This is a genomic window from Klebsiella sp. PCX (assembly GCF_021869705.1).
GTDB lineage: Bacteria > Pseudomonadota > Gammaproteobacteria > Enterobacterales > Enterobacteriaceae > Klebsiella > Klebsiella quasipneumoniae.
Genome location: NZ_CP091527.1, coordinates 629,092 through 654,687 on the forward strand (window position 1 = coordinate 629,092; position 25,596 = coordinate 654,687).

The 25,596-nt window shown below is 57.2% G+C and carries 27 protein-coding genes; 8 read left to right on the forward strand and 19 right to left on the reverse strand.

Features of this window, described 5'->3' with window-relative positions:
- Window positions 1-324 precede the first annotated feature (324 nt).
- The 4 genes from GQR96_RS02890 to GQR96_RS02905 all read right to left on the reverse strand — a co-directional run bounded on the left by GQR96_RS02890 (window position 325) and on the right by GQR96_RS02905 (window position 3,176).
- Window positions 325-843: a FidL-like protein gene (locus GQR96_RS02890; RefSeq protein WP_004204137.1), complete on the reverse strand. Its 519-nt coding sequence runs from the start codon at window positions 841-843 to the stop codon at window positions 325-327.
- Window positions 840-1,646, reverse strand: a complete 807-nt coding sequence (locus GQR96_RS02895) for a winged helix-turn-helix domain-containing protein (protein WP_032455482.1) — start codon at window positions 1,644-1,646, stop codon at window positions 840-842. The genes GQR96_RS02890 and GQR96_RS02895 overlap by 4 nt, the downstream gene beginning before the upstream one ends.
- Before the next feature lie 21 nt (window positions 1,647-1,667).
- Window positions 1,668-2,252, reverse strand: a complete 585-nt coding sequence (locus tag GQR96_RS02900) for a TetR/AcrR family transcriptional regulator (protein ID WP_017899140.1) — start codon at window positions 2,250-2,252, stop codon at window positions 1,668-1,670.
- A 141-nt stretch (window positions 2,253-2,393) separates the two neighbouring features.
- Entirely contained in the window at window positions 2,394-3,176 is a 783-nt protein-coding gene (locus tag GQR96_RS02905) for an NAD(P)H-dependent oxidoreductase (RefSeq protein WP_043522375.1), read from the reverse strand.
- A gap of 86 nt (window positions 3,177-3,262) precedes the next feature.
- Here GQR96_RS02905 and GQR96_RS02910 point away from each other — a divergent pair, with 86 nt between their 5' ends.
- Window positions 3,263-4,171 carry a LysR family transcriptional regulator gene (locus tag GQR96_RS02910; protein ID WP_043522372.1) on the forward strand — a complete coding sequence of 303 codons (909 nt, stop codon included), beginning with the start codon at window positions 3,263-3,265 and terminating at the stop codon, window positions 4,169-4,171.
- Window positions 4,165-4,584 carry a FosA5 family fosfomycin resistance glutathione transferase gene (gene fosA / locus GQR96_RS02915; RefSeq protein ID WP_065903167.1) on the forward strand — a complete coding sequence of 140 codons (420 nt, stop codon included), beginning with the start codon at window positions 4,165-4,167 and terminating at the stop codon, window positions 4,582-4,584. Before GQR96_RS02910 ends, fosA begins: the two co-directional genes overlap by 7 nt.
- 10 nt (window positions 4,585-4,594) lie before the next feature.
- Here the strand turns inward: fosA and GQR96_RS02920 are convergent, their stop codons facing one another.
- The gene (locus tag GQR96_RS02920; RefSeq protein ID WP_069734368.1) at window positions 4,595-6,445 is read right to left on the reverse strand and encodes a UvrD-helicase domain-containing protein; all 1,851 of its coding nucleotides are present in this window, start codon (window positions 6,443-6,445) and stop codon (window positions 4,595-4,597) included.
- Window positions 6,446-6,749: 304 nt separating this feature from the next.
- Window positions 6,750-8,162, reverse strand: coding sequence for an aminotransferase-like domain-containing protein (locus GQR96_RS02925; protein WP_004204148.1), 1,413 nt, complete (start codon window positions 8,160-8,162; stop codon window positions 6,750-6,752).
- A 177-nt stretch (window positions 8,163-8,339) separates the two neighbouring features.
- Here GQR96_RS02925 and GQR96_RS02930 point away from each other — a divergent pair, with 177 nt between their 5' ends.
- The 4 genes from GQR96_RS02930 to GQR96_RS02945 all read left to right on the forward strand — a co-directional run bounded on the left by GQR96_RS02930 (window position 8,340) and on the right by GQR96_RS02945 (window position 11,260).
- Complete coding sequence (locus tag GQR96_RS02930) at window positions 8,340-8,504, forward strand: DUF1127 domain-containing protein (RefSeq protein WP_004204150.1); 165 nt, start codon at window positions 8,340-8,342, stop codon at window positions 8,502-8,504.
- A 163-nt stretch (window positions 8,505-8,667) separates the two neighbouring features.
- Entirely contained in the window at window positions 8,668-9,132 is a 465-nt protein-coding gene (locus tag GQR96_RS02935; RefSeq protein WP_004204151.1) for a MarR family winged helix-turn-helix transcriptional regulator, read from the forward strand.
- A gap of 6 nt (window positions 9,133-9,138) precedes the next feature.
- Window positions 9,139-10,206 (forward strand): HlyD family secretion protein, encoded by a 1,068-nt coding sequence (locus GQR96_RS02940; RefSeq protein WP_004204152.1) that lies wholly within the window; start codon window positions 9,139-9,141, stop codon window positions 10,204-10,206.
- The gene (locus tag GQR96_RS02945; RefSeq protein ID WP_004204153.1) at window positions 10,196-11,260 is read left to right on the forward strand and encodes a DUF2955 domain-containing protein; all 1,065 of its coding nucleotides are present in this window, start codon (window positions 10,196-10,198) and stop codon (window positions 11,258-11,260) included. Before GQR96_RS02940 ends, GQR96_RS02945 begins: the two co-directional genes overlap by 11 nt.
- Here GQR96_RS02945 and GQR96_RS02950 read toward each other — a convergent pair.
- From GQR96_RS02950 to GQR96_RS02985, 8 genes are all read right to left on the reverse strand, one after another.
- Entirely contained in the window at window positions 11,257-11,511 is a 255-nt protein-coding gene (locus GQR96_RS02950; protein WP_065903171.1) for a putative Se/S carrier protein, read from the reverse strand. The two genes, GQR96_RS02945 and GQR96_RS02950, sit on opposite strands and share 4 nt — an antisense overlap.
- Complete coding sequence (gene yjiL / locus GQR96_RS02955; protein WP_065903173.1) at window positions 11,508-12,275, reverse strand: putative 2-hydroxyacyl-CoA dehydratase activator YjiL; 768 nt, start codon at window positions 12,273-12,275, stop codon at window positions 11,508-11,510. The genes GQR96_RS02950 and yjiL overlap by 4 nt, the downstream gene beginning before the upstream one ends.
- Before the next feature lie 9 nt (window positions 12,276-12,284).
- Complete coding sequence (locus GQR96_RS02960) at window positions 12,285-13,436, reverse strand: double-cubane-cluster-containing anaerobic reductase (protein ID WP_065903175.1); 1,152 nt, start codon at window positions 13,434-13,436, stop codon at window positions 12,285-12,287.
- 97 nt (window positions 13,437-13,533) lie between these two features.
- The gene (locus GQR96_RS02965; protein WP_004204157.1) at window positions 13,534-13,773 is read right to left on the reverse strand and encodes a DUF2164 domain-containing protein; all 240 of its coding nucleotides are present in this window, start codon (window positions 13,771-13,773) and stop codon (window positions 13,534-13,536) included.
- A 25-nt stretch (window positions 13,774-13,798) separates the two neighbouring features.
- The gene (mdtM, locus tag GQR96_RS02970; protein WP_065903178.1) at window positions 13,799-15,046 is read right to left on the reverse strand and encodes a multidrug efflux MFS transporter MdtM; all 1,248 of its coding nucleotides are present in this window, start codon (window positions 15,044-15,046) and stop codon (window positions 13,799-13,801) included.
- Window positions 15,047-15,099: 53 nt separating this feature from the next.
- Complete coding sequence (locus GQR96_RS02975; RefSeq protein ID WP_023319661.1) at window positions 15,100-16,392, reverse strand: DUF445 domain-containing protein; 1,293 nt, start codon at window positions 16,390-16,392, stop codon at window positions 15,100-15,102.
- On the reverse strand, window positions 16,385-17,047 hold the full coding sequence (locus tag GQR96_RS02980) for a LysE family translocator (protein ID WP_023319662.1): 663 nt from the start codon (window positions 17,045-17,047) through the stop codon (window positions 16,385-16,387). The genes GQR96_RS02975 and GQR96_RS02980 overlap by 8 nt, the downstream gene beginning before the upstream one ends.
- A gap of 47 nt (window positions 17,048-17,094) precedes the next feature.
- Window positions 17,095-17,910, reverse strand: coding sequence for an AraC family transcriptional regulator (locus tag GQR96_RS02985; protein ID WP_065903224.1), 816 nt, complete (start codon window positions 17,908-17,910; stop codon window positions 17,095-17,097).
- A gap of 215 nt (window positions 17,911-18,125) precedes the next feature.
- Between GQR96_RS02985 and GQR96_RS02990 the strand changes: the two genes are divergently transcribed.
- Window positions 18,126-19,028 (forward strand): Rpn family recombination-promoting nuclease/putative transposase, encoded by a 903-nt coding sequence (locus GQR96_RS02990; protein WP_017899130.1) that lies wholly within the window; start codon window positions 18,126-18,128, stop codon window positions 19,026-19,028.
- A 159-nt stretch (window positions 19,029-19,187) separates the two neighbouring features.
- Window positions 19,188-20,558: an NAD-dependent succinate-semialdehyde dehydrogenase gene (locus tag GQR96_RS02995; protein ID WP_032455494.1), complete on the forward strand. Its 1,371-nt coding sequence runs from the start codon at window positions 19,188-19,190 to the stop codon at window positions 20,556-20,558.
- A gap of 48 nt (window positions 20,559-20,606) precedes the next feature.
- Here GQR96_RS02995 and GQR96_RS03000 read toward each other — a convergent pair whose 3' ends face one another.
- The 5 genes from GQR96_RS03000 to GQR96_RS03020 all read right to left on the reverse strand — a co-directional run bounded on the left by GQR96_RS03000 (window position 20,607) and on the right by GQR96_RS03020 (window position 25,305).
- Window positions 20,607-20,927 (reverse strand): hypothetical protein, encoded by a 321-nt coding sequence (locus GQR96_RS03000; protein ID WP_004204165.1) that lies wholly within the window; start codon window positions 20,925-20,927, stop codon window positions 20,607-20,609.
- Window positions 20,927-21,472, reverse strand: coding sequence for a YfaZ family outer membrane protein (locus GQR96_RS03005; protein ID WP_004204167.1), 546 nt, complete (start codon window positions 21,470-21,472; stop codon window positions 20,927-20,929). The genes GQR96_RS03000 and GQR96_RS03005 overlap by 1 nt, the downstream gene beginning before the upstream one ends.
- A 400-nt stretch (window positions 21,473-21,872) precedes the next feature.
- Window positions 21,873-22,829 carry a GTPase gene (gene yjiA / locus GQR96_RS03010; RefSeq protein ID WP_017899128.1) on the reverse strand — a complete coding sequence of 319 codons (957 nt, stop codon included), beginning with the start codon at window positions 22,827-22,829 and terminating at the stop codon, window positions 21,873-21,875.
- 11 nt (window positions 22,830-22,840) lie between these two features.
- Window positions 22,841-23,044 carry a YbdD/YjiX family protein gene (locus GQR96_RS03015; RefSeq protein WP_002887451.1) on the reverse strand — a complete coding sequence of 68 codons (204 nt, stop codon included), beginning with the start codon at window positions 23,042-23,044 and terminating at the stop codon, window positions 22,841-22,843.
- Between the two features lie 110 nt (window positions 23,045-23,154).
- Window positions 23,155-25,305, reverse strand: coding sequence for a carbon starvation CstA family protein (locus tag GQR96_RS03020; RefSeq protein ID WP_004204173.1), 2,151 nt, complete (start codon window positions 25,303-25,305; stop codon window positions 23,155-23,157).
- Between the last annotated feature and the right edge of the window lie 291 nt (window positions 25,306-25,596).

The window sequence follows — 25,596 nt, forward strand, 5'->3', positions numbered from 1 at the left end:
CGTGTAGATGAATATTTTAGGTTTTTACTCTGCTATTTAGCCTTATTTAGGCTTCTTTTTATATTTTAATTCTGTTTTGTGCGTGTTGATTTTTATGATGATATGGCGTTTTTTTAAGCTATTTATCGGCGGGAGATGAATGTTAATAAGATGCTAATTACTTGCCTGCGGTTGGTAATATAGCCGCGTGATAATTGTGGGTATGCTCATGTTTTGGCGTCGAAGCTAAATGCAAAACGTGCGCTTTTAGCATCCAGGGAAAAGGGGCATTAATGGAGCGTGAGCGAGGGCGCATTTTCCTCGCAGTGGTACAGGGGGGACGGGTTAATTAAGCGTGCTGCCGGACTTCAGCGTGCAGATGTAGAGCGGTGAGTTGATAGAGCTCAGCAGGATAGCTTTGTCGTTAAGCTTTTGCGCATTGAGGAACAGGCCGTCGTGGCTGTCGGACATCTCGCGCATGAAATAGTCGAAGATGACATCCGGCGATTCATCGATGGACGAGGCGCTGGATTCCCATTTCTTGATGCGGTAGTGGCGCTCGGTCGCTGAGATGCGCTGGCTGGTGTAGCTGAATTTGACGTAGCGCTGCAGGTAGAGCCAGCCGGCGGCAGAATCGGTATAGCCTTCCACTACCATCGACCCGTTGCCATTGGCGGCAAAATTAAAATGGATATTGCCGTTCACATTCTCTTTTTCCATGTTTTCAAAACGCATGATCGCTTTGGTGGAGCAGCTCATCACGCCGTCGTTGGCATCCGGCAGCAGGCGCCAGGCGCTAAACCCGGCGGCGGCGATAAACGCGAGGGCAGAGAGGGCGAAAAAGGTGCGGGGCGCGAGTCTCATTGCGGCTTCCAGGAGTAGTAAAAGTAGTTATCGCAATAGCTAAACGGGTTGTCTTCGTGCATCGCGCAGTGGGCGAGAAATACCCGGCCCAGGCCGTTGGTCTCCAGCCGGTCGCCATAGAAGAAAACAAAACGCTCCCCCGGCTTGCAGCTGAGCTTCAGCCGCTGACGCACCTCATCAAAGTTCTTACCGTAGGCCGTCGCCGAGACCGAACGCAGCATTTCATCGCTGGCGAGCAGTTCGCACTGGCTGTGGTTCATCAGCGTCAGATTAATTGGCCGGGCGACGTGGGTTCCGGCAAACGTGAATGCCACCAGAAGCAGGGCGATGACCAGCAGGCAGCCGCCGGCCAGATACCAGCACATTCCGCGCGCGTGTGGTGAAGCGGCAGGCGGTATGGTTTCCCTTCCTGCCCCGGCGGGTTCGCCAGGCGGCGCGGCCGGGCTGGCGACATCGGCCAGCGCCGGCCCGGCGTCGAGCAGTTCGATGCTGAGATCCTGATTCAGCTGCAGCATGCCGCGCGACACGGTGACGATAATGTTATCGATATCGTAGTGGCGGAAAGTTTTGCGCAGCATGCTCAGATACTGGTTGAGGTTGCTATTGGAAGAAGTTAAGCCGTTATCGTCCCAGACTTTTTTCAACACTTCATCGCGACTGACCACGCCGGTATGGCGGAGAAAAAAATAGAGCAGCGCGCTGGCGGTGATGGATAGCTGGCTATCTGGTTCATCGCTGCCGGGCAGGGTTAGCGTGCCGTCTGTTGCATCATAAATGAGACGGGCATTGATGTTGTAGCGCATCGCGGCCTCACTCTATTCGCTTCATGCGGGAAGCGTCATTTTGGTCAGATCGTTCACCAGCGACTGGCGATGTTCGCTGCTCATGGTGCGCCCCTCGGTCAGCTCAGATAACCAGATACCGTCGGCGGCGTAGCGTACCAGGGTACCGGTTGGGCCGTTATCCAGCGCATCGCCTTGCGCCAGATGATCCAGCATCCAGTCGCGCCAGCATTTTCGCAGCACCGGTTCGTCCGGCATCGCCAGCGACAGCACCATCAGCTGACGGCTTTCGTGCGTGTCCGTCAACTGCGGATTGGACAGATAGTGCAAATAGGCCCGGGTAAAGCGTCCGTAAGCGATGTTATCGGCGGCCATCAGTTCGCTAATCGCCTTTTCCATAATCGCCAGCAGCCTGGCGAACAGAGCGAAAATCAGCGCCTGCTTATTGGGAAAATGGTGCAGGAGGCCGCCTTTGCTGACCCCAGCCTCGCGGGCGACAGCGTTCAGCGACAGGGCGGCGATACCGTCCCGGCCGGCAATCATCGCCGCCGATTCAAGCAGCTGACGGTGGAGACGGACGGGATCTTTTTTACGATGCTGGGCTTCCATGTTCATGGCCGGAATCATACCGACCAGACGGTATGATTATTTTTGATCGCTATCAATATGAGAGGCGGCTTCGCGCGATGCGATGCCGTTAATGCGTGGAGGCTCACAAATTGTCATATTAATGAAAGCGATAACCCGGAAGGGCTATCGCGTTGAGGTTTATTTCGTTGCCAGGTGCACCGCCAGGCCGCTTTGCCCCGGCGCCAGCTCCGGGCGCAGCGTTAGCGACGGGATCAGATAGTCGCCATGATTCTGCCGGCGGAATGGAATGGGCTCGGTTTGCCACAGCGTGTCCAGCCGCTCGGCCAGGGTGGCGCACTGGTCGGCGAACTGCGCGGCATCGGTTTTGTCCGTGCGGTAAAACACCAGCGGCGGAAGCACCTCGAAACCGGGATAGAACAGCATACCGTGCTGAATGGGGAACAGAATGTCGTCGATGGGGCCATTGATCCCGCGCGGTGAATAGTGTTCCGCCCAGCCGCCGGCGGTGACGATCAGCATCGCCCGCTTGCCGACGAAGGTGCCTTCCCCATAGCGATCGCCCCAGTGGCGGTCGCTGTGCTCGCCGACACCATAGGCAAAGCCCCAGGCGTACACCCGGTCGATCCAGCCTTTCATGATCGCGGGCATCGAGAACCACCACAGCGGAAACTGAAAAATCACCGTATCGGCCCACAGCAGCTTTTCCTGCTCGGCGGCGATATCCGCGCTTTGAGTACCTTGGGCAAAGGCCTGTCTGGAGTCCAGGGTAGGACGCCAGAACTCGCCGACCGGCGGCGCGCCGCTGTCGTCGGCGTCATACCCGGCCTTCCAGCGCATGGCGTAGAGATCGGAGACTTGGACTTCATGACCGGCCTGCAGCAGATGACGGATGGCGAAATTTTTTAAACCGCCATTGAGGGAGCGCGGTTCCGGATGGGCGTAAATCAGCAGTACTTTCATAACATCACCTCTGAAGTGGGAAGAGCTGCAGAGTAGGAAAGCTGGCGCTATAGTAGAAATTAATTACTTAAATCCCAGGTATAGCTGTGATTAATTTACATCGTCTGGATCTCAATCTGCTGCGCACGCTCGACGTGCTGCTCAGTGAAAATAACGTTACCCGGGCGGCGCAGCGGCTGAATCTGTCGCAGCCGTCGGTGAGTATTCAACTCGCCAGGCTGCGGGAGATGTTTGCCGACCCGCTGCTGATGCCGGGCCCGCGCGGCATGCAGCCCACCGCCCGCGCCGATGAGCTTCGCCAGCCGCTGCGCGCTGCGTTAGCCGCGCTGGAGCAGGCGGTGGCGCCGGTAGCGCCTTTTAATCCGGCCGCGGCGGCGGAGACCTGGCGGGTGGCGGCGACGGACTATATGGCTTCGGCGACCCTCATGCCGATGCTGGGCAGGCTACGCCTGGCCTCTCCCGGCAGTCGGCTGGCGGTATTCGAACTCCAGCCGGCGCGGCTGGAGCAGCAGGCGGCCAGCGATGAAGTGGATCTCTTTTTCCATACCCGCGAGGGCGCGCCGCCGGGGCTGCATCAGCGCCTGCTGTTTCGCGAGCGCTACGTGCTGGCGGGCCGGGCCGGGCATCCGGTGCTGCGGCAAGGGTTGAGCCTGGAAACGTTCTGTCAGCTGGAGCAAGCGATCGTCTCCCCGGACGGAGGCGGCTTCAGCGCGGCGACCGATACCGCGCTGGCGAACCTTGGCCTGACGCGGCGGGTTGTCCTTTCCGTGCCACATTTCCTGTTTATGCTGGAGACCCTGCGCAATAGCGATCTGGTGGCGGTCCTGCCGGAGCGGCTGGTGCGCGGGCAGAGCGGGCTGGTGGTCATCGAGCCGCCGCTGGCGGTCGCCGGCTTTGAGATGCTGATGCTGTGGCACGAGCGCTGGCACCGCGACCCGGCGCATCAATGGCTGCGCCAGTTCATTGTGAATTCACTGGAGGAACAGACATGCTGAGCGGACTGAATCACCTGACCCTGGCGGTCAGCCAGCTGGCGCCGAGCGTGGCGTTTTATCAGCAGCTGTTGGGCATGACGCTGCACGCCCGCTGGGACAGCGGCGCCTATCTCTCCTGCGGCGATCTGTGGCTGTGCCTGTCGCTGGATCCGCAGCGGCGTGTCACTCCGCCGGAGGAGAGCGACTACACCCATTATGCGTTTACCATCAGCGAAGCGGATTTCGCCCGCTTCGCCGCTCGCCTTGAGGTTGCCGGCGTGGCGGTCTGGAAGCTGAACCGTAGCGAAGGCGCTTCGCACTACTTCCTCGATCCCGATGGCCACAAGCTGGAGCTGCACGTCGGCAGTCTCGCCCAGCGCCTGGCCGCCTGCCGCGAACAGCCGTATAAGGGGATGGTGTTTTTTGATGAGTGACAGGGGGCTACTATGCATTGTTATAGATTTGATTATAAGTTGAGGTTAAATGTCTGCTGAGCACATTTTTTTGATGTAAAGTCACAAGCAAATTATTGGTTGCCCGAGTGAAACCAACATATAGTCGCTTGATCTCGTCGCTGAGATCATCGCTATTACCCATTATGTTTGAACTATCTATCACTGCGACTGAATGAAACTCGAGACCTTTGCTACTAGGCAAAGGTATAATAGACAAAAAATCGCTTTGTGGTGAGTAGCGTTTTTTATCTTCCGAGCTTGCTATAAAATAGTGCGGGATTTTTGAATCCCTTAACTCTTTTACTAATATTGCAGAAAGATGTGCGGTCGAGGGACATAATATAGCCATGTCATTCCAGCTAACACCAGTATGATGTTGTTGCTTTAGCCATTTAATTATATGGATGATTTCTTGTTGGTGGTTATCAAAAATAAGCATGTTTGGATCCTGGCCTTGAAGTCCACCAGCATCTGGTTTATGATATTTAAAGTTATCCTCAATATGATCATTTAAATAATCAAATGCAATGCTGGTAGCAAAGTGGAGAATCTGCTGTGTATTTCGATAATTGATGTCAAGAATAGTTGTACGCCCTTGAGCTTTGATACCAACGCTGGAAAGCGTAAAATCAAGTGAGCTTTTTTTCTGATAAATTGATTGCGCATCGTCATATAGAAATAATAGATAGTTAGTTTCGCTATCAACCATTCCAGAAAGTATTTTTAGCCAATCCTGTTTAAAATCATGCCCCTCATCAATTAATACCGCACTATATTGTTCTGCTGCTATTGTTTTATTTTGAAAACCAGTAATAACAGCTTGCTCAAGGTTTTCTATAAAATTTTGCTTTGAGTTAGGGAGAATATTTTTAATTTTTGCTTGCTTATAACACCATGCATGGAAGTTGGTAATTTCAACCGGAACCGTAAGTTGATGGCTTTTTATTAGAGATTTTAATTTTTGGGCCAGCATTATATTATAACACACGACAAGAATAAGTTTCTTTAAATTATTATCTTTCGCCAGGTGTAGGCAACGATAAAGGAGAATTAAGGTTTTACCTGAGCCGGCGACGCCGTGAATTATCCGATGCCCCTCACCAAGGCTTCTGGCGAGTAATTCTTGCTGAGTATCCATTATTTTTATAATATTCGGCGTTCGGAGTACAGATATTGGGTTGGCAGAACTCTCTGGTTTATCGAGAGCGTGGGTGATGCGAATCTCAGGGTATAAATGCCAACGTATACGATCTACTTGCTTATTACTTATCTCTTTAGAAAATGTATGTTTGACCAAAGAAAATAGGCGTAAAGATATTTCTTCAGATGACATAAACTCGGTGATTTCATCTTTACAAATCACGATATCAGAAGGAAAAATATCACTATTGGAAAAGTATTTATTTAACTGCTTACGTGTAATATTACTGAGGTAGACTCCATGACCGTAGGGGGCGCAAAATTGTCCTTTATATTTTTCGTTGTCCTGAAGAAGTTGTGGGTCCCGCTTTAGATAGTTAATTGCGCCGTAAGAATATTGTCTGACCTGTTCTATGGGATGGGTTAGAGAAATGTCACCATCTGATGTTTCATATATCACATGTGTTTTATTAGCGGATTTTATTTTTGAAATATACCAGTCCTTCACTTCAATAAAAAGCAGCCCTCGCTGAGGATCCAGAATGATGAAATCAGGATGTGTTTGTTTTTCACCAGTAGGAATGTCATACCAACAAGTACAATCGCTACTCAGATTGCTTTCAAAAATTCTCGCAAGACGCTTTTCTCCGGCAGTAATCTTGTTACCGCAGCTTCCGATGGTTGGGATGATCGTTGCCATTTTGCTCTCAGCTAACTGTATGACTACGCTTATACTTTAAAAGTTAATAGTCATGCTTTTTAACGGCATTACTTAAAATGCCACCATGTATTTGTGAATGGGCCAATATATATTGGTATTTATGGTTTTGCACCACAAAAATTGTTATTCAATAATAATGAAATATTGTTTATATGAATTGTTTTGTTTTTCGTATTTGTAAGAGTGATTTTAGAATGTTTAAAGAGCGTATATCTTGCCCGGAGGCGCGCTTACCGCGCCTTTTCCGGGTTACCGGCTCGCAGATTGTGGGAATGCCGCAGCTTCACTCCATCGCCACCTTCACCGCTTCTCCCAGCTTCACCATCACCGCTTTATGTTTCTCGGTCGGCGGCAGGGCGCAGTTGATCCTGACGCAGTTGCGATACTTGCCCGCCGCGGAAAACAGCGACCCCGGCGCGACCTGGATCTTCAGCCGGCACAGCTGTTTGGCGACGCAGACCATATCCACCTGCTCCGGGAGCTCCACCCACAGCATAAAACCGCCCTTCGGCCGGGTGACGCAGATCCCGCAGGGGAAAAACTCCCGCAGCCAGCAGGTGTAGATCTCGATATTGCGCTGATAGATCTGCCGCATCCGCCGCACGTGGCGGTGATAATGGCCTTCGCGAATAAAGTTAAAGGCCGCCAGCTGTGTTGAAGGGACGTTAGTGCCGCTGGCGGCGTACTTCATCTGTAGCAGCTTGTCGTAGTAGCGCCCGGGCGCTATCCAACCGATGCGCAGGCCGGGGGCGATGGTTTTGGTAAAGGAGCTGCAGAGCATCACCCGGCCGTCGATATCCCAGGAGTGAATCGTGCGCGGGCGCGGATATTCGGTAGCCAGCTCGCCGTAGATATCATCCTCGAAAATAACGATATCGTGGCGCTGGGCCAGGTTCAGCACCGCGCGCTTGCGGGCGTCCGGCATGATAAACCCCAGCGGGTTGTTGCAGTTCGGCACCAGGATCACCCCTTTGATCGGCCACTGATCCAGCGCCAACTCCAGGGCCTCGATGCTGATCCCGGTTTCCGGATCGGTGGGGATCTCAATCGTTTTTAATCCCAGTCCGCGCAGCATCTGCATGGTGCCGTAGTAGCAGGGGGATTCCACGGCGATGATGTCCCCTGGCTGGCACACCGACAGCAGGGCCAGCGACAGCGCGCTGTGGCAACCGCTGGTGAGCACCAGATCGTCGGCAGTCACCACCGATCCGCCGTCGAGCATCAGGCGGGCGATCTGCTCCCGCAGCTCGCGGCGCCCGGCCAATTCGTCATAGTTCAACACCTCAGTGAGGTTGTGCTGGATCGCCCGGCTCAGTTCGCGCCAGATGGGCTTCAGGCTTGGCTGCGTCACGTCCGGCGAGCCGCCGCCGAAGGGGATGATCGTTTTATCGTAGCGGGCGTCGAGCATGGTCAGCACCTGATCCCACTGGGTGATCTCCACCGGACGCTGCACCGGACGCGACATCGGCGGCACCGGCGGCTGGGCCTTGCGGGGGGCGACGAAATAGCCCGATCGCGGCTGCGGCACAATCATCTGCTGCTGCTCAAGCAGCTGATAGGCCTGCTGGACGGTGCTGATGCTGACGCCGTGCTCCTGGCTCAGGCTGCGCACCGACGGCAGCTTTTCGCCGTGGCGATACAGGCCCTGTTCAATGCGTTCGGCCAGCAGCGTCGCAAGATGTTGATAGCGGGTCATGCTGTATCCTTAATTGTCGCCATACAGATGGAATAACCAGTACAGATGGCAGGAAAAATTGCGGTCTGCTGTACGTTTTAGCCAATCTGTATGTTAAAGAAAAGTGTTTTGTGAATCTGTATTCCTTCCCCCCAAATCCGTGAAGATAAAGTCTCTGGCAAGGTGAGGAGGTAGAGGATGGAATTTCATGAGAACAGGGCAAGACAGCCATTTATCGGTTTCGTATTGCTGGCACGGTTTGTCAAAAAATGGTGGCTTCAGGAGCAAACGCGCAGAGCTTTGCAGAAAATGAGCGACGAACAGCTGAAAGATATCGGCCTGCGTCGGGATCAGATCAATTAAAAAGTGCTTTTTTTTCAGGCATCACTTCTTCTTTGCCCCGGTAAGCGCTGGCGATGCCGGGGAATCATTCACGAAATTTATCAATTGATGCGACGTGACCTTCCGTTTCTTGATACTTACCCTGATAAGTATTATTTTCTTCTCAACAATGAGAGGAAAAGCTGTGACTGAAGACGAACTGTTTGCCCGCCGCCCGCTGGGGATGCGGATGGCCATGGTGGTGCGCCAGTGGCGCGCGATTATTGACTCCGCTATCACCGATACGGGACTCACCCAGTCCAGCTGGACGGTGCTGATGCAGCTGCATCAGTTGGGGGACAACGTCTCGGTCAGCGAACTGGCGGAGGTGCAGGGGATTGAACTGCCGCCGCTGACGCGCACCCTCTCATTACTGGAAAAGCAGGGCTATCTGTTGCGTTCCACATCGCCATATGACAAACGCATTCGCCTGCTGACGCTGACCGCCGAGGGGCGGGCTATTCTGGAAAAACTGAGCCGCGTGATCGAGACCTATCAGGAGCGCGTAACCCAGACCATCCCGGAGGCCGACCTCGTCACCTTCAGCGCCACGTTAAATCAAATCGCCTGCCGTTTGCGGAATATCCGCGAAGAAGATAACAAGATCTAACACACTATGATGACGCCTGAACAAAAATTTGCCCGCTGGGTACGGGTGAGTATTGCCGCTTTTCTGGGAATATTCGCCTGGTTTATCGTTGCCGATATCTGGATCCCGCTGACGCCGGACTCCACCGTCATGCGCGTGGTGACCCCGGTTTCGTCGCGGGTCTCCGGCTATGTCTCGCACGTCTACGTGCATAACAATAGCCAGGTGAAAAAGGGCGACCTGCTGTATGAGCTCGACCCGACGCCGTTCATTAATAAAGTTGAAGCGGCACAGATCGCCCTTGAACAGGCGAAGCTGAGCAACCAGCAGCTGGACGCGCAAATCGCCGCCGCCCGCGCCAACCTGCGCACCGCGCAGTACACCGCCCGTAACGATAAGGTCACGCTCGATCGCTATCAGCGCCTGAGCACCATGCAGAACGTCTCGCAGTCCGATCTCGACAAAGTGCGGACCACCTGGCAGACCAGCGAGCAGTCGGTCTCGGCGCTGAACGCGCAGATCCAGAACCTGCTGATCCAGCGCGGCGAGCGCGACGATAAGCGCAACGTCACCCTGCAGAAATACCGCAACGCGCTGGAGGAGGCGCAGCTGAACCTGGCCTGGACCAAAGTGCGTGCGGAAACTGACGGCATGGTTAGCAACCTGCAGCTTAACCCGGGGATCTACGCCACCGCGGCGACAGCCGTGCTGGCGCTGGTCAACAACAATACCGATATCGTCGCTGACTTCCGTGAGAAGAGCCTGCGCCACACCGCGGTAAACACCGATGCGGCGGTGGTTTTTGACGCCCTGCCGGGGGAAGTTTTCCCGGCGCACGTGACCAGCAGCGATGCCGGGATTCTGGCGGGGCAGGAGGCGGTTAACGGGCAGCTGTCGCAGCCGGAACAGTCCACACGCTGGGTGCGTGATGCCCAGCGAATGCGCATTCACGTCGCGCTGGATCAGCCGCTGGCGAAACCGCTGCCGACCGGCGCCCGCGCCACGGTGCAGCTGTACAATAGCGAGGGACCTTTCGCCCGTACCTTCGCCGGCCTGCAGATCCATCTGGTGAGCTGGTTGCACTATGTCTATTAATACCCTGGCGCACGTCTTTACCCCGCACGGCAATATCGTCTACACGGCGAATGATTTTCGCCAGACGGTGCGTATCGCCGTGGCCGGGACCATTGCGCTCAGCATCTCCACCTTCTACGACGTGCAGTACGGCGTATTTTTTGTGGTGTATCCGCTGATGCTGATGTCGCTGGTGCCGGTGTTCAACCGCCACGTCGCCCGCCAGTTTGTGTTCAGCGCGGCGGTGAACTGCGTTGAAATGGTGCTGATTGTCGGTTATCTGTCGCAATGGCCGGTGATCATGACGCTGGTGGTGTTCGCCCTGTACGTGATGCGTTTTCGCTTTATGAGCCAGGGGCCGCTGTTTCTGCTGGGGTCGATGGGGGTGGTGTGTCAGAGCACGATGCTCAACTTTATGAGCTACCCGACCAGCAACTGGCACACCCTGATGTTCTCCAACATGGAAGCGTGCGTGCTGGCGGTGGCGCTGAGCGCGCTGCTGCATTACCTGATCCCGGACGTCGAACCGCGCAAGCCGCCGCCGCGCATTGAAAAAGACGCCGCCCGCATCCGCCACGAGTCGCTGCTCTCCGGCACGGTGGCGACGATCATCTTCGTGGTGTTTCAGATCTGCGATCTCAGCGACTCGCTGTCGGCGCTGATGGCCGGGATCCTGATCCTGTTCCCGATGCACTATCGCGGGGCGGTGATCAGCTCGATCTGGCGCGTGGCGGGGGTGGTGCTGGCCTGTCTCTATATTCTGGTGGTGCAGCTGATTATCTATGACTTCAGCAATCACATGATCCTGATGATGCCGCTGATTGGCCTCGGGCTGGCCTTTAGCGCCCGCCTGCACGTGATGGAGAAAGTGGGCGCCGGGGTGGGCTTCGCTAGCATTACCACCATCGGCATTATGTTTGGCCAGAACCTGCATCCCTATCAGGATCTGGTGTTCAGCGATCTGTACCGCATCACCTCGGTGACGGTCTCGCTGGTGGTCACGCTGACCCTGGTTTTTCTTATGCACCGTCTGCTGAACTGCTTTGCGGCGACGCGCTTTGTGGTAAGCGATTAACCTGCCGGTGGGAAGGTGGCGAGACAGCGCCACGCTTCCCCGTCCTGCTGATACAACGCCGCCGTCTGTTCCGGGACGATCCAGGCTCGCGCGTCGGCTTCCGTCCCCTCAAGCAGGATGCACAGCCCGCAGCCGCTGCGCAGCTGGCGGGGAATATCTTTGACCTCGAAGGTCATTCCCGCCGCCTGCAGGGCTTTGCGCGTTCCCACCACTCCCACCGTGGAATGAAATAAAAACAGAAACGTTGTCATCCGCGCCTCCGCTGGCGCTGGCCGATCAGCGCCGCGCCGATCGCCCCGGCGAACTGGGCGTCGGGATGGGTTGTCACCGCCATGCCGACATGGCTTTCCAGCATGCGGGCAAAGGCGGCGCAGTGGCTGACGCCGCCGGTAAACAGCAGCGGCCCCTGCGCTGATAAGCGGCCGATAAAGTTCGCGCTGCGCCGGGCCATGGCGTTAATCACCCCCGCCAGAATCGCCTCCGGCGCGACCCCCGCCGACCGCAGGCTGATGACTTCCGATTCGGCGAATACCGTACACATGCTGGTGATGGCATGCGGTTCCACGCCGTCGGTAATGGCGTCCAGCTGTTCGACGCTGGCGCCGAGGGTGCGTGAAATGACCTCCAGAAAGCGGCCGGTGCCGGCGGCGCATTTGTCATTCATCAGAAAGTCGCTGAGGTTGCCCCCGGCATCCAGCTGGATAACCTTGCTGTCCTGGCCGCCGATATCAATCACCGTGCGGGTGTCCGGCGCCAGCAGACGGGCGCCGAGACCATGACAGGAAATCTCCGTCACCTGTTTATCGGCGAAATCCACCAGCTGGCGACCATAGCCGGTGAGGGTTAAAAAGGGCGTTTCCACGAGGCCAGCGCGCAGCGTCTCCCAGGCCTCATGGATGGCGTCGGCGGGGCGAAAGGGGGTCGGGCAGAGGAAACGACGCGTAACCACCCCGTCCGCGAGCAGGATGCCTTTCGTGGCAGTGGAGCCGGAATCAATACCAACCGTGTAGATCACGCGTGCTCCTTACAGCATTTCGATAAAGGCGGCGACGCGGGTGCTGAGCTGTCCGAGGTCCGCTGTCGAATAGTCGGTTTCTATCGCCATATAAGGAAGGTCGTGCTGCTGGCGGAGATGGCGTTTAATGGCCAGCGATTCCACGGCATAGGTATGGCAGGCCTGCAGAATGACGTCGATCACCCCGTCGGCCTGGTACTCCTCCACCATCTGGCTCAGCAGCTGCAGGCGCTGATGGTTAGGGGAAATACAGGAGCAGCCGATGGCGAGATATTTGTCGGTTAAGGCGTCGTAGACGTCGCCCTCTTCCGCCACGCAGCGCTCGGTGGCCTTCGCGCCGGTGCAGTTTTCATAGCCTACCACCCAGCCGCCGTTTTCTTCGATGGCGCGAACCACTTTCTCCGCCGCGCCGCCGATCGGGCAGCCGGTGATCAGAATGCGCGGGCGGGCGGCCAGTCGTTTACCCTGCCGCCACTCCTGACGGATGCGCTCCGCCATGGCATGCAGTTCATCAATCAGGGCGGTTTTGTCGAAACGAAAAGTGGCGCCGTACACCACTTTCAGGATGTCGCCGCCGCTGAGCGCCGGCGGATTGAGCTGCCCGAGACGATAAAAGTGGGCCAGCGCCCGGCGTTCACGGTTTTTCAGCACGATAGCCTCGCGCAGCGCCGCCTCGCTAATCGGCGCGCCAAACCGCGCCTCAATCACCTGCTGCAGGCGCAGGATCTCTGCTTTCCACAGGGCGCGGGAGGCTGCGTCGCTGGCGCTGTTCGGCAGCTGCATCACGTGGACCGCCTTGAACTCGGCCATGTACTCGTACATTTTCTTTTTGCCGTCGCAGGTGGTTTCCCCGACCACCAGGTCAGAGAAATAGAAGTAGGGGCATTTATCGGTTTTGCCGAAGCCGTAGCTGCTTTTGATTAACGGGCAGAGGTTGCGCGGCAGATCTTTTTCCGCTTCCTCGATGGTTTCATCGGAGGTGGAGCACAACGAGACCACCACGGCCCCCGCCGCCATGGCGATCTCCTGGGGCATAAAGGTGCAGTAGGTGCCCACCAGCGGCACGTTCTGCTCTTTAAGATCCATGACGGTGAGAAAGCCCTTCTGGCGAGCTTCCGAGAACTGGTCAAAAATGGCGGGTAGATCGGTGATAAGCGACATGGTTTTCCTTCCCCGTACACGGGAGATGCTGAAAGAGTCGCCATTATAACCCTGTTGTTTGTATGCTTTTATTGATCTCCTGCGTCTGCGCGCGGCGTTAATAGACCTTCTTTAAATCCATCTCTTCCTGGATCCGCTCGCTCCACGCCAGATGAGTGCGGATGGCCTCTTCGATACCGGCGTTGTAGAACAGTGGCCCCAGCTCCTGGGCGATAAAGTCGACAAAAAATTCAGCGTCAAACTGCTCCAGCTCGAGGTTAAACGTCTCTTCGCAGTACTTGCTGAGCCTGTCGCGCAGCAGGTCACGCTGCGCCGGGCTGAGTTCAATCTCACTCATGATGGGGCTTTCTCCGTAAAAGGGGTCACGACTGCCGGGCTTCAATGACCGCTTGCGCACACTGACGCTGGTGGCGTAACAGTCCGGCGAGGCAGCAGGCGGCGATGAGCCCGGCGGCCACCGCTAACAGGTGGAAGGGCAGTCTCCCGCCATGGAACCACAGCCAGCGCGCGCCTTCAATCGATAAGGCGCTGACGCTGAGGATCACGATATTCAGCGAGGCGGAGACCGTGCCTTTCGGCAGGTCGTTGGAAAAGAGGGTAAAGCGGAACAGCGTCGGGAAAATTAGCCCGATGCCGAAGGCGTAGAAGCAGGTGCCGAGCACCGACCACAGCCAGACGTGCGGCCATACCAGATTCCCAACGATCAGGATGGCCAGGCCGAGCATCTGTACCGGCACCGCGCTGAGGACAAAGCGCGGGCGGGTGGGATCTTTTACCCAGCGCGCCACCGACAGGTTGGCGATGATGACGGCGCTGAAGACCGGCACCTGGCTCCAGGCGAACTCGCTGGTGGTCAGCCCGCCGGCGTCCATTAAAATCACCGGCGATACCGCCACCCAGCTCATCAGTGGAATATAGCTCAGCGACAGCGTGGCGGCGCCGAGCAAAAAGATGCGGTTGCGAAAGACGTTGCGAAAATCGCGCAGTACGCCCAGGGGGCTGAACGGCACCTCGCCCCGGCGCACCGTCTCCGGCATGGTCAACAGCAGCCCCAGCCAGGCCACCAGCCCCATGGCGGCGATAATGCCGAACAGCGCTTTCCAGTGGATAAAATGCATCAGCGCCGCGCCGGAGAGCGGGCCGACGATCGGCGCCACCAGCACGACGGAGGTGATCACCGCCATCAGCCTGATCGACCTTTTTTCCTCAAAGGCTTCCTGCACGGTGACGTAGCCGACGGTGGCGATAAAGCAGATGCTGGTGCCCTGCACGAAGCGGGCAATCAGGAACTGGGTCATGGAGGTGGTGAACAGCGTCGCCAGGCAGGCGAGGGTGAAAATGAGCGCGCCGGTGAGAAGTACCGGACGCCGTCCGATTCGGTCAGAGAGCGGCCCCAGCAGCCACTGCAGCGCCATGCCGCCGGCCATATACAGGCTTACCGAGGCTGGAGCCAGCGTCACATCGGCGTTGAAATCCCGCACCACGTGGAGGATCCCCGGCTGGATCAGGTCGGTGGTGAGATAGGCGGAAAAATCATACAGAATGAGCGCCGCCGGGAAGAACAGCGCGGCGGCGTGCCGGGTTAGCCAGTGGGTCATCCGGTGCATTATCTCGCCCTCCCTGTGGAATATTTATCAGCGCTATTGTTCAGATAGTATCATTGCTAACCAATATGCAGATGCAGCAGCGAGGGGATCTGCGAGAGCAGCCACAACAACAGACCGATAGTTCCCCCCACCAGGGTGCCGTTGATGCGGATGAACTGCAGATCTTTACCGATGTTGAGCTCGATCTGCCGCGACATATCGCGGGCGTCCCAGCTCTTCACCGTGTCGCTGATATGTCGAGTGAGGAAGGCGGCGAACTCCGGCGCCACCCGATGCGCCGCCTGCTCCAGGTGTTCGTTGAGCGATTCGCGCAGCGCGTCGTCGCGGAGTAAGGTTTCACCGAACCACTGGCCGGCCTCGGCGATGCGCTGCTTGATACGCGAGTCGTCGCTGCTGATATCGTTTTTTACCCAGCCGCGCAGGTCTCCCCACACTTCGCCAAGATAGCGGTTGAAGGTCTCATCATTTTTCAACCAGGCTTTGATGTTATCGGCCTTCTGCGCCAGTTCCGGGTCGGATTTCAGGTTATCGATTAGCTTTTGCGTCGCGCGGTCAAAGGTCTGGCGGATCTGGTGGGTGCGATCGTGGGTGACTTCGTCCAGCAGGGTATTCACGGCGTCGGTGACCATCTCGGCGCTGTGCTCGCCGAGCCACTCGGTGGGTAACAGCCTGGCCTTCAGCGGATGTTCGGTCTCCAGCCAGTGTACGATGCCGCGGGCGATAAAAGCGCGGGAGCTGTCGCGCTGCAGCAGGGCGATCAGCTGATTTATCAGCGAATCCAGCAGCTTTTGATGGCGGTTGTCGCGGGTCAGCCCCTCCAGCATCATGGCGCTGGTCTGCGTCAGGTCGACCTTATCGATCGCCTTATGCACCGCGCGCCGCAGCAGGCGCTGAATGCGGGCGTCATCGGTCAGTTCGAGAAAACCGCTCATCACCTGCAGCAGGTGTTGGCCAACCCGCCGGGCGTTCTCAGGCTGGCTGAACCAGTTGCCGAGCATCAGCGCTGGTTGATAGCGGCGGATCAGCGCCACCAGCGACGGGGTATCGAGGAATTTCTCCTCAACGAAGCGGCCGAGGTTGTCGGCGATGCGATCTTTGTTGCGCGGGATAATCGCGGTATGGCGGGCGACAAAGGGCAGCGGAATACGGCGAAACAGGGCCACCACCGCAAACCAGTCGGCCAGCGCTCCGACCATCGCCGCTTCGGAAATGGCCTTCAGTGCGCTGACCCACGGCGTCGGCGGCAGCAGCAGGGTGGTGATAAATAGCGCGGCGGCGATCAGCAGCAGCGACAGCGCCAGCAGTTTGGCGCGTTTCAGTTCAGCGAGTTTTTCCATAAACTTAAGCATATAACCTGACGGCGAGGTCGTGCAAAAATCGCCAGATAATCCACAGACCGAACATCATCAGGATCGCCCCCGCCGCCCGCTCGACCCGCCAGACGATAGCGCTCAGGCGGCGCTGCACCTGCGGCAGCGCAATCGCGCTCACCAGCAGTAAATCCCAGAAGAACACCACGCTGACCATCCACAGCCCGCTCACCGTTTGCTGCAGCAGGGTGACCGCCGGCCCCAGCAGGGAAGTCATCAGCGCCAGATAAAACAGCGCATTCTTGGGGTTGAGCAGCGATGACCCCAGCCCCAGCAGTAGCTGCTTGCCGAACCCCGGACGCGATGCGCAAACGCTCTCTACAGCCATCGCCGCGGGACGGCTGCGAATCAGCAGGCTGCCAATCCACAGTAAGTAGCCCGCGCCCAACAGCTCGATGAGTAAAAACAGCAGCGGCGCATGGCGCAGAAGTCCCCAGCCAACGATGGCCAGAACAATATACAGCGCATTGCCGGCGGCGATGCCGAGACACAGTCCGAGGCTGCCGCGGATCCGGTAGCGTACAGCGTAACCGACCAGCAGAAAAAAATCGGGGCCCGGGCTGAGCAGGGCGACAAAGTGGGACAGGGCTAACGCCGGGAAGGCGGCGGGGAAGAGAGTCGATAAGGTATGCATAGTGGCCTCGATAATGGTGCTGAGGCCACCCTACGCCAGATGGAAAATTACTTATTGTCGGAAATTGATCTGCTGTGCGCATACTGCCGCGGCGTGGCAGCGGTATAGCTGACAAAGGTTTTATGGAAATGGCTCTGATCGGCAAAGCCGGCCTGATAGCCGACGTCGGCGATAGGGTCCCCGGCGCGTAAGCGCGTTTTCGCATATTCGATGCGCGCCATATTGATCAAACTGGTGGGCGTCAGGCCGGTATCCTGTTTCACGGCGCGGATAACGGTCTCTTTACGTAGCGCGCTATCGTGGGCCAGCTTATCCAGCGATGGCGGCGCCGGCAGATCTGTCGCCAGGCGCTGAAACAGCAGGGCGCTGGCGTGATGTGGCGCCTGCGGCGCGGCGGCGCACAGCGGCAGCGCATGCAGGAGCTGCGCCACCCGGGCTGGCAGTTGCTCAATGCGGCCGCGGCTCATCAGGGCGACAATCTGCTGGAAGCAGGCAAAGAGAGGGCTGTCGCGCAGCAGCGGCTGGGACGAAGCCATGCTGACGGTAGGGGGAATATCCGGACGCTGCGCATGGCACCATGCCGCCTCCAGGTACAGCATATGATAGCTGCGCGGCTGGTCACGCAGCGGATTACAGCTATGCGGCGCGTGCGGCGGGATCACGATCAGATCCCCGGGCTGCAGGAGATATTCCTGTCCATTGCACAGGCAGCGCGTTTCACCGTCGATAATCGCCCCCACCGAGAGCTGCGGGTGGCTGTGGCGCTTATAGGCCTGACGGCTGCGCCAGGTGCTGCGCAGCTCCAGCCACGGCAGGCGATCGTCTCGCCAGAAGGTTTGGGGAATATCTCGGGTATGGTTCACCGCATCGACCTTTGCTGAGGGGATAAATCGTTTATAGCATGCTGCGCCGAGGCTGTCGCCCGCCGGGATTTGCGTACCGCGTCGAAAAAGGATGTCGCGCTTGCAGTCCGGGGAAATATGTTTTCGTCGCGGAACGTAAAACTCCGGTTTCCGGGGTGTCAGCGACATTCATGGGAGGTAGAGTCCCTGCAGGATAAGCAGGCAGGGATGAGCCGATGGCAAAGGGCACCACCTCGACGCCGCATGATGCGGTGTTTAAACAGTTTCTCACTCAGGCCGACATCGCCCGTGATTTCCTGGCGATCCATCTACCGCCTGCGCTGCGTCAGCGCTGCGACCTCGATACCTTACAGCTGGAGTCGGCAAGCTTTATCGAGGAGAGCCTGCGGGCCTGGTACTCCGATGTGCTGTGGTCACTCAAAACCGCGTCTGGCGAGGGCTACATTTATGTGGTTATCGAACATCAGAGCTCGCCGGATGCGCAGATGGCCTTCCGCCTGATGCGCTACGCCATCGCCGCGATGCAGCGCCATCTGGATAGCGGTCATACCAGACTGCCGCTGGTGGTGCCGATGCTGTTCTATCACGGAGCGACCACGCCATACCCGTGGTCGCTCAACTGGCTGGACTGCTTTGCCGATCCACCGCTGGCGAGGGAGCTTTATGCCTCGCCCTTTCCGCTGGTGGATATCACGGTGATCCCCGACGATGAGATCGTTCGTCACCGGCGCGTGGCATTACTCGAGCTGATACAGAAGCATATTCGCCAGCGCGATTTAATGGGTATTGTTGAGCAACTGACGACGATTTTACTTAGCGGTGACGCTAATGACAGGCAGATAAAAACGCTGTTTAATTATCTGCTGCAGACTGGCAACGCGCGCCGCTTTGGCCGGTTTATCCAGGAAGTGGCGCAACGGGTTCCTCAGCACAGGGAGAGATTGATGACCATCGCCGAACGATTACAGGAAGTGTGGCGCAGAAAAGGCAAACGTGAAGGACAGCATGCCGAGGCGCTGCGCATTGCCCAGAGGATGCTGGCCGACGGCATTGCCCGCGAGACGGTGGTGAAAATCACCGGCCTGACCGCCGATGAGGTCGCCGCGCTGGCGCATTGATAACGCCGGGGCGGCCTGACGGTCGCCCCGGTTAGCCATCGTTATGGAATATTCCGGATATACCTAACTTTACCCGCATCGCCAGCCATCTCGACTACCCTTAATATCCTTAGCGGCATTTTTGACTGCCTTAATAGCGATAACAAGGAGACATGCGATATGGCCTATCAGACGGTGAATCCTGCGAACAATCAGCTTATTAAAACGTACCCGGCGCACAGCGATGCGGACGTGGAGGCGGCGCTGCAGCAGGCGGATGCGCTCTACCATTCAGCCTGGGCGAAAGGGGATATCGAACCGCGCCTGGCGGTGCTGCATAAGCTGGCGGATCTGATCGACAGCCGGGTGGAAGATCTGGCGAAAATCGCCAGCCAGGAGATGGGGAAACTCATTAAGCAGAGCCGCGGCGAAGTGAAACTGTGCGCGCAAATCGCCCGCTATTACGCCGATAACGCCAAATCGATGCTGGCGCCGGTGAAGTATCCCTCCGAACTGGGTGAAGCCTGGGTTGAGCACCACCCCATTGGCGTCTTACTGGCGGTGGAGCCGTGGAACTTCCCCTATTACCAGCTGATGCGCGTCCTGGCGCCAAACCTGGCGGCCGGGAACCCGGTTATCGCCAAACACGCCAGCATCGTGCCGCACTGCGCGGAGACCTTTGCTCATCTGGTGCGCGAGGCCGGCGCACCGGAAGGGGCGTGGACCAATCTGTTTATCTCTCAGGATCAGGTGGCGAAGATTATCGCCGACGACCGTGTGCAGGGGGCGGCGCTGACCGGGTCAGAAAAAGCCGGCAGCGTGGTGGCGGCGCAGGCGGCGAAGCATATTAAGAAATCGACCCTGGAACTCGGCGGCAACGATGTGTTTGTGGTGCTCGATGATGCTGAGCTCGAGCGCGCGGTGAAAATCGGCGTCCAGGCGCGGCTGAATAACGCCGGCCAGGTGTGTACTGCCGCCAAGCGGTTTATTCTGCATGAGAACATCGCTGAGTCGTTTCTGACGAAATTTAGCGAGGCGTTTCGCCAGGTAAAAATAGGCGATCCGCTGGATGAAAGCACCACGCTGGGGCCGCTCTCCTCTAAAGATGCGCTGGAAACCTTGAGCAAGCAGGTGGACGAGGCGGTCAAAAACGGCGCCACGCTGCATCTGGGCGGCAAAGCGGTGGCGCGGGAAGGCAACTTCTTTGAACCCACTATCCTGACCGGTATCACCCGTGACAACCCGGCGTACTTCGAAGAGTTCTTTGGCCCGGTGGCGCAGATCTACGTGGTGAAAAACGATGAGGAGGCGATTGCGCTTGCCAATGATTCTCACTATGGCCTGGGCGGCGCGGTGTTCAGTCAGGACATCGAACGCGCCAAACGGATGGCATCCGCCATTGAAACCGGGATGGTCTATATCAACTGGCTGACCGATACCGCGCCCGAACTGCCGTTTGGCGGCGTGAAGCGTTCCGGTTATGGCCGGGAGCTCTCCGATCTCGGGATCAAAGAGTTCGTGAACCAGAAGCTGGTGGTGGTGCGCCGCTAGGCCGGCCATAAAAAAACCTGCCATCCGGCAGGTTTTTTTATAATAGATTTATTGCACTTCGACTTTATCCCAGCCGCTTTTGAACATACAGCTGTCGACTAAGGTCTCCCGCTGATATTCATTCGCGTCTTCTACCGTATAACTTGTTTCAACATCCTGTTTCTTTTGCTTTTTGTCCGTTTTTTCTGAACTGGACCCGGTCACCACGTTATCCGGCGGGAGATCGACCAGGGCCTGCGCTTCACATTCGGTGAGCTTTTTATGCATCTCGGCATCGCTTAAACCCGGCTTCACCCAGGTATACTGAGTGCAGCCGGTCAGCAGCAACGCCAGGCTCAGCGCAGAGAGCGCGGCGAGACGTGATTTCATCAGAAGGTAACCCCGCCGCCTACGTAGGCGCCGTCAATCAGGGTGTGGTTTGGGCGGCCCTCTTTGCCGTCAACGCTCACGTGACGGTAACCCACCTTCAGGGTCAATGGACCAACCGGGGACCAGCTCACGCCGCCGTTCGCTTCAACATAGTTTTTCACGCTGTTGTTCAGGCCGTCGGGCGCGACATACCCTTCGCCAAATACGTGGATGCTGTCGGTCAGGGCCACGTTCACCCCGCCGCCGACCGGAAACGCGACGCCGTTATCGCCTTTTTTCGGTCCCAGATAGATAGCTTTCGCGCCAGCGTTGAGCATCACCGGGCCCACTTCCAGATTGTAACCCGCGCCAACGCCGCCGGTCTGGCTACCGTCATCGGTATTCTTCAGCCAGTGGCTTTCGGCATACAGGCCGGAAGAGGATTTACCCATTTCCATATTCAGGTTGGTAAAATTCTTACCTTGTTCAACGGTAAACCCCATTGCCATGGCGGAACCAGAGACCGCGGTCAGGGCAGCAACAATAAGGATGTTAAGCTTTTTCATGGTTTGCTCCTCGTCATTAAATTTGTCTGAGGGCACCTTAACAATCGATGTTTACCTCTGCAAATGTGACTTACGTCGATTTTTTATGCTGGTTTTGTCAGCGGTGTGTTTTGATAATGTTGTAAAGACGTTGGGTTACGGCGAGGTCAATCATGAAATTTGGTCTGTTTAGCAGAGGTTTAATGGGTGAGCTAAACAGAAACTGAACAGGGCGGGCATTAATTATTAAGGATCCTATTCATTTAGTTTCTTATTATTTCCAAAAGTGTTTCTACTGTTACTTATAAAAACGTTGATTTACATTTTTCGACGCGATGACGACGTTTTGTTCCTGTCTTTGACGATGTGCGGTGAGAGAAGGGGGCCTGCGCCTTAGCGCGCAGGCGGGTAGGCGGGTAGGTTAGCGTCGTAACCCGGCAAACGCCGCGCGAATTTCCTCTTCCGGCAACTGAATGCCGATAAACACCAGCGTGCTGTGCGGCGTTTCATCGCCCCACGGGCGATCCCAGTCGGCGCTGTAGAGGCGCTGCACGCCCTGGAACAGCAGCCGATTCGGCTCGCCGTCGATCCACAGCATCCCTTTATAGCGCATCAATTGATCGGCGAAGGAGAGCAGCAGGTTTTCCATTACCCGTGATACCTCGCTGATATCCACCGGGTAATCCATCTCAACCACGATTGATGACACGTCGTTTTGCTTCTCGGCCATAAAGTGGAAACGCGGTGTGCTGTTAACGACCTTCTCTTCCAGCATAAAGCCGCTGGTGTTAAACAGCTGGCTTAGATCGATATCGCCATGAATGACGGTATAAATCGGCGCCCGGGCATTGATGCGCGCCAGGCGTTCGCGCAGCTTTTCGGTATCGCCGGCAACATCAGTTTTGGTCAGCAATATGCGGTCCGCGTAGCCCACCTGCGACTGGGCGATGGTGAACTGATCCATCTGCTGGTCGGCATGGACCGCATCCACCAGGGCGATCACGCCATCCAGCAGATAGCGCTCGCAAAGCACCTCATGGGAGAAAAAGGTTTGGATAATCGGCCCCGGGTCGGCCATGCCGGTGCACTCAATCACCAGCCGGTCAAACTCGATTTCGCCGCGATCGCGGCTGTCGAGGAGATCGAGCAGGGCGTCTTCCAGTTCGTTGGAGCGCGTACAGCAGATGCAGCCGTTGGTCAGGGTTTTGATCTGCGTGGCGCGGTCGCCGATCAGCTGATCGTCAACGGAGACTTCGCCAAATTCATTTTCAATCACGGCGATTTTGAAACCGTGCTGCTCATTCAGGATATGGCGCAGGAGGGTGGTTTTTCCTGCGCCGAGAAAACCGGTGAGTAGGGTGACTGCAATCGGTGCCATTATTGCCTCCATTAACAGCAGCGTACGCCGCCTTTGCCGTCGCCGCCGTAGCGGGCCTGCTGGCGTTCGCGGAAGAATTCTTCATAAGTCATGTACGGCTGATCCGGATGGTTGGTTTGCATATGGGTGACGTAGTTGTCGTAATCCGGAATGCCAATCAGCATTTTCGCCGCCTGACCGAGATATTTTTTAGCCTGACCTAAGTTACCAAACATTGTAAGTTCCAGATAACGAATAAAGCCGGATGGCGTCTCGCGCCTTATCCGGCCTACGTTAATGCGCTTGTTTGTAGGCCGGATAAACGTAGCGCTATCCGGCATCAGGGTTAATGATGTGACGAGGTCTTCACACCGCCTTCCGGTACCGGCACGTACGGGGTCTCTTTGTCGGTGCGCACCTTATTGTTGCGCACGTTGAGCCAGGTTTTGATGCCGTAGAAGATGATGCTGTACACCACCACCAGGAACAGGATACTCAGCCCGGCGTTGGTGTAGTTGTTGACCACGATATGATTCATGTTGGCAATCTGCTGCGCGGTCAGCTCGCCGCCGGCGGCGATCTTCTCTTTATACTGCTGAGCCATAAAGAAGAAGCCTTCCATCTGCGGGTTGGTGCTGAACAGCTTCAGACCCAGCGCCCAGGTGGTGCACAGCAGCAGCCACGCTGCCGGGATCACGGTGACCCAGATATATTTGGTGCGCTGCATCTTGACCAGCACCACGGTGCCAAGCACCAGCGCCACGGCGGCCAGCATCTGGTTAGAAATACCGAACAGCGGCCACAGGCTCTTCACGCCGCCCAGCGGGTCGACCACGCCCTGATACAGCAGGTAGCCCCACAGCCCGACGCAGCCGGCGGTACCGATAATCCCGGCGACCAGCGAGTCGGTTTTTTTCAGGAACGGCACGAAGTTACCCAGCAGATCCTGCAGCATAAAGCGGCCTGCGCGGGTACCGGCATCCAGCGCGGTGAGGATAAACAGCGCTTCAAACAGGATACCAAAGTGGTACCAGAAGCCCATATCCGCCATCGGGATGATTTTATGGAACACGTGGGCGATACCGACGGCCAGCGTCGGCGCGCCGCCGGCGCGGTTCAGTACCGAAGGTTCGCCGATATCTTTCGCCGTCTGCAGGATCTGCTCAGGTGAAATCACGAAGCCCCAGGAGCTGACGGTCGCCGCCGCGTGAACGGTCACTTCTTTCAGCTGCGCGGCGATCATCGCCGCGTTTTCACCGCCCATTTCGTGCAGGTTCGGCATGACGATGCCAAGGCCCGCCGGCGGGGTGTTCATCGCGAAGTAGAGACCCGGTTCGATAATCGATGCCGCGACCAGCGCCATGATGGCCACGAAAGATTCCATCAGCATCGCGCCATAGCCGATAAAGCGGGCATCGGTTTCGTTGGCCAGCAGCTTCGGCGTGGTGCCGGAGGCGATCAGCGCGTGGAAGCCGGAGACCGCGCCGCAGGCGATAGTGATAAACAGGAACGGGAACAGGGCGCCTTTCCACAGCGGGCCGGTGCCATCAATGTACTGGGTCACTGCCGGCATTTTCAGGTCCGGGTTGAGGATAACGATCCCCAGCGCCAGGCCGACGATAACGCCGATTTTCAGGAAAGTAGCCAGATAGTCACGCGGCGCCAGAATCAGCCATACCGGCAGCAGGGCGGAGATAAACGCGTAGCCAATCAGGGTAAAGGTGATGGTGGTGTCTTTAAAGGTCAGCGCCGGGCCCCAGTAGGGGTCGTGAGCAATAATGCCGCCGAACCAGATGGAGGCCACCAGCAGCACGATACCGATAACCGACACTTCACCCACGCGGCCCGGGCGCAGGAAGCGCATGTAGATCCCCATGAACAGCGCGATAGGCACCGTCGAGCAGACGGTAAAGACGCCCCACGGGCTCTCCGCCAGCGCTTTCACTACGATCAGCGCCAGTACCGCGAGGATGATGATCATAATCAGGAAGCAGCCAAACAGGGCGATAGAGCCCGGAACCGGCCCCATCTCCTGCTTGATCATCTCGCCCAGCGAGGCGCCGTTACGCCGCGAGGAGATAAACAGCACCATAAAGTCCTGTACTGCCCCCGCCAGCACCACGCCGGCCAGCAGCCAGAGGGTGCCAGGCAGATAGCCCATCTGCGCGGCAAGCACCGGGCCCACCAGCGGGCCGGCGCCGGCAATGGCGGCGAAGTGGTGGCCAAACAGCACGTAGCGGTTGGTCGGCACATAGTTCAGGCCATCGTTATTAATGACCGCCGGCGTCGAGCGCGTCGGGTCAAGCTTCATCACCTTCTGCGCGATATACAGGCTGTAATACCGGTAGGCGACGAGGTACACGGAAACCGACGCCACGACGATCCACAGGGCACTGACGTGCTCACCGCGGCGCAGGGCGACGACTGAGAGGCAAAATGCCCCGATGATTCCGAGAATCACCCAGGGTATGTGCTTGAGTAGTTTTTTGGTATCCATAGTAAAACCTGGCGTTAATTAGATGAATAATTGGCCGAAGCCGTCTGGTTTTAAGTAAGGGTTAATGGAGGTATTGATTAGCTAGGCTGGCTTCGATCTTGCCAGAACTACGCGCGCGTAAAGTTAGGTAAATCGGTGAGTGGTTGTATAGGGGGTTAAGCGGTTACTGGAGGGGGTAAGCGGTTGGCTACGAAGTGAACAGGGCTGGATTATGTGATTGTGATCACAGGAGATTGTGGCCTGCGACTCTGTTGGTTAACGCTCCTCCCCAACCGGGGAGGAGCAGGCGAG

Bases quoted from the DNA above. Each gene is read 5' to 3' on its own strand.
- GQR96_RS03020 (WP_004204173.1), bottom strand. From the start codon at position 25,305: ATGGATACCAAAAAACTACTCAAGCACATACCCTGGGTGATTCTCGGA.
- GQR96_RS03015 (WP_002887451.1), bottom strand. From the start codon at position 23,044: ATGTTTGGTAACTTAGGTCAGGCTAAAAAATATCTCGGTCAGGCGGCG.
- GQR96_RS02980 (WP_023319662.1), bottom strand. From the start codon at position 17,047: ATGCATACCTTATCGACTCTCTTCCCCGCCGCCTTCCCGGCGTTAGCC.
- GQR96_RS02950 (WP_065903171.1), bottom strand. From the start codon at position 11,511: ATGACAACGTTTCTGTTTTTATTTCATTCCACGGTGGGAGTGGTGGGA.
- GQR96_RS02890 (WP_004204137.1), bottom strand. From the start codon at position 843: ATGAGACTCGCGCCCCGCACCTTTTTCGCCCTCTCTGCCCTCGCGTTT.
- fosA (WP_065903167.1), top strand. From the start codon at position 4,165: ATGCTGAGCGGACTGAATCACCTGACCCTGGCGGTCAGCCAGCTGGCG.
- yjiA (WP_017899128.1), bottom strand. From the start codon at position 22,829: ATGGCACCGATTGCAGTCACCCTACTCACCGGTTTTCTCGGCGCAGGA.
- GQR96_RS03005 (WP_004204167.1), bottom strand. From the start codon at position 21,472: ATGAAAAAGCTTAACATCCTTATTGTTGCTGCCCTGACCGCGGTCTCT.
- GQR96_RS02930 (WP_004204150.1), top strand. From the start codon at position 8,340: ATGGAATTTCATGAGAACAGGGCAAGACAGCCATTTATCGGTTTCGTA.
- GQR96_RS02900 (WP_017899140.1), bottom strand. From the start codon at position 2,252: ATGATTCCGGCCATGAACATGGAAGCCCAGCATCGTAAAAAAGATCCC.
- GQR96_RS02920 (WP_069734368.1), bottom strand. From the start codon at position 6,445: ATGGCAACGATCATCCCAACCATCGGAAGCTGCGGTAACAAGATTACT.
- GQR96_RS02940 (WP_004204152.1), top strand. From the start codon at position 9,139: ATGATGACGCCTGAACAAAAATTTGCCCGCTGGGTACGGGTGAGTATT.
- GQR96_RS02995 (WP_032455494.1), top strand. From the start codon at position 19,188: ATGGCCTATCAGACGGTGAATCCTGCGAACAATCAGCTTATTAAAACG.
- GQR96_RS02975 (WP_023319661.1), bottom strand. From the start codon at position 16,392: ATGCTTAAGTTTATGGAAAAACTCGCTGAACTGAAACGCGCCAAACTG.
- GQR96_RS02965 (WP_004204157.1), bottom strand. From the start codon at position 13,773: ATGAGTGAGATTGAACTCAGCCCGGCGCAGCGTGACCTGCTGCGCGAC.
- GQR96_RS02960 (WP_065903175.1), bottom strand. From the start codon at position 13,436: ATGTCGCTTATCACCGATCTACCCGCCATTTTTGACCAGTTCTCGGAA.
- GQR96_RS02905 (WP_043522375.1), bottom strand. From the start codon at position 3,176: ATGAAAGTACTGCTGATTTACGCCCATCCGGAACCGCGCTCCCTCAAT.
- GQR96_RS02925 (WP_004204148.1), bottom strand. From the start codon at position 8,162: ATGACCCGCTATCAACATCTTGCGACGCTGCTGGCCGAACGCATTGAA.
- GQR96_RS02945 (WP_004204153.1), top strand. From the start codon at position 10,196: ATGTCTATTAATACCCTGGCGCACGTCTTTACCCCGCACGGCAATATC.
- GQR96_RS02895 (WP_032455482.1), bottom strand. From the start codon at position 1,646: ATGCGCTACAACATCAATGCCCGTCTCATTTATGATGCAACAGACGGC.
- GQR96_RS03000 (WP_004204165.1), bottom strand. From the start codon at position 20,927: ATGAAATCACGTCTCGCCGCGCTCTCTGCGCTGAGCCTGGCGTTGCTG.
- GQR96_RS02990 (WP_017899130.1), top strand. From the start codon at position 18,126: ATGGCAAAGGGCACCACCTCGACGCCGCATGATGCGGTGTTTAAACAG.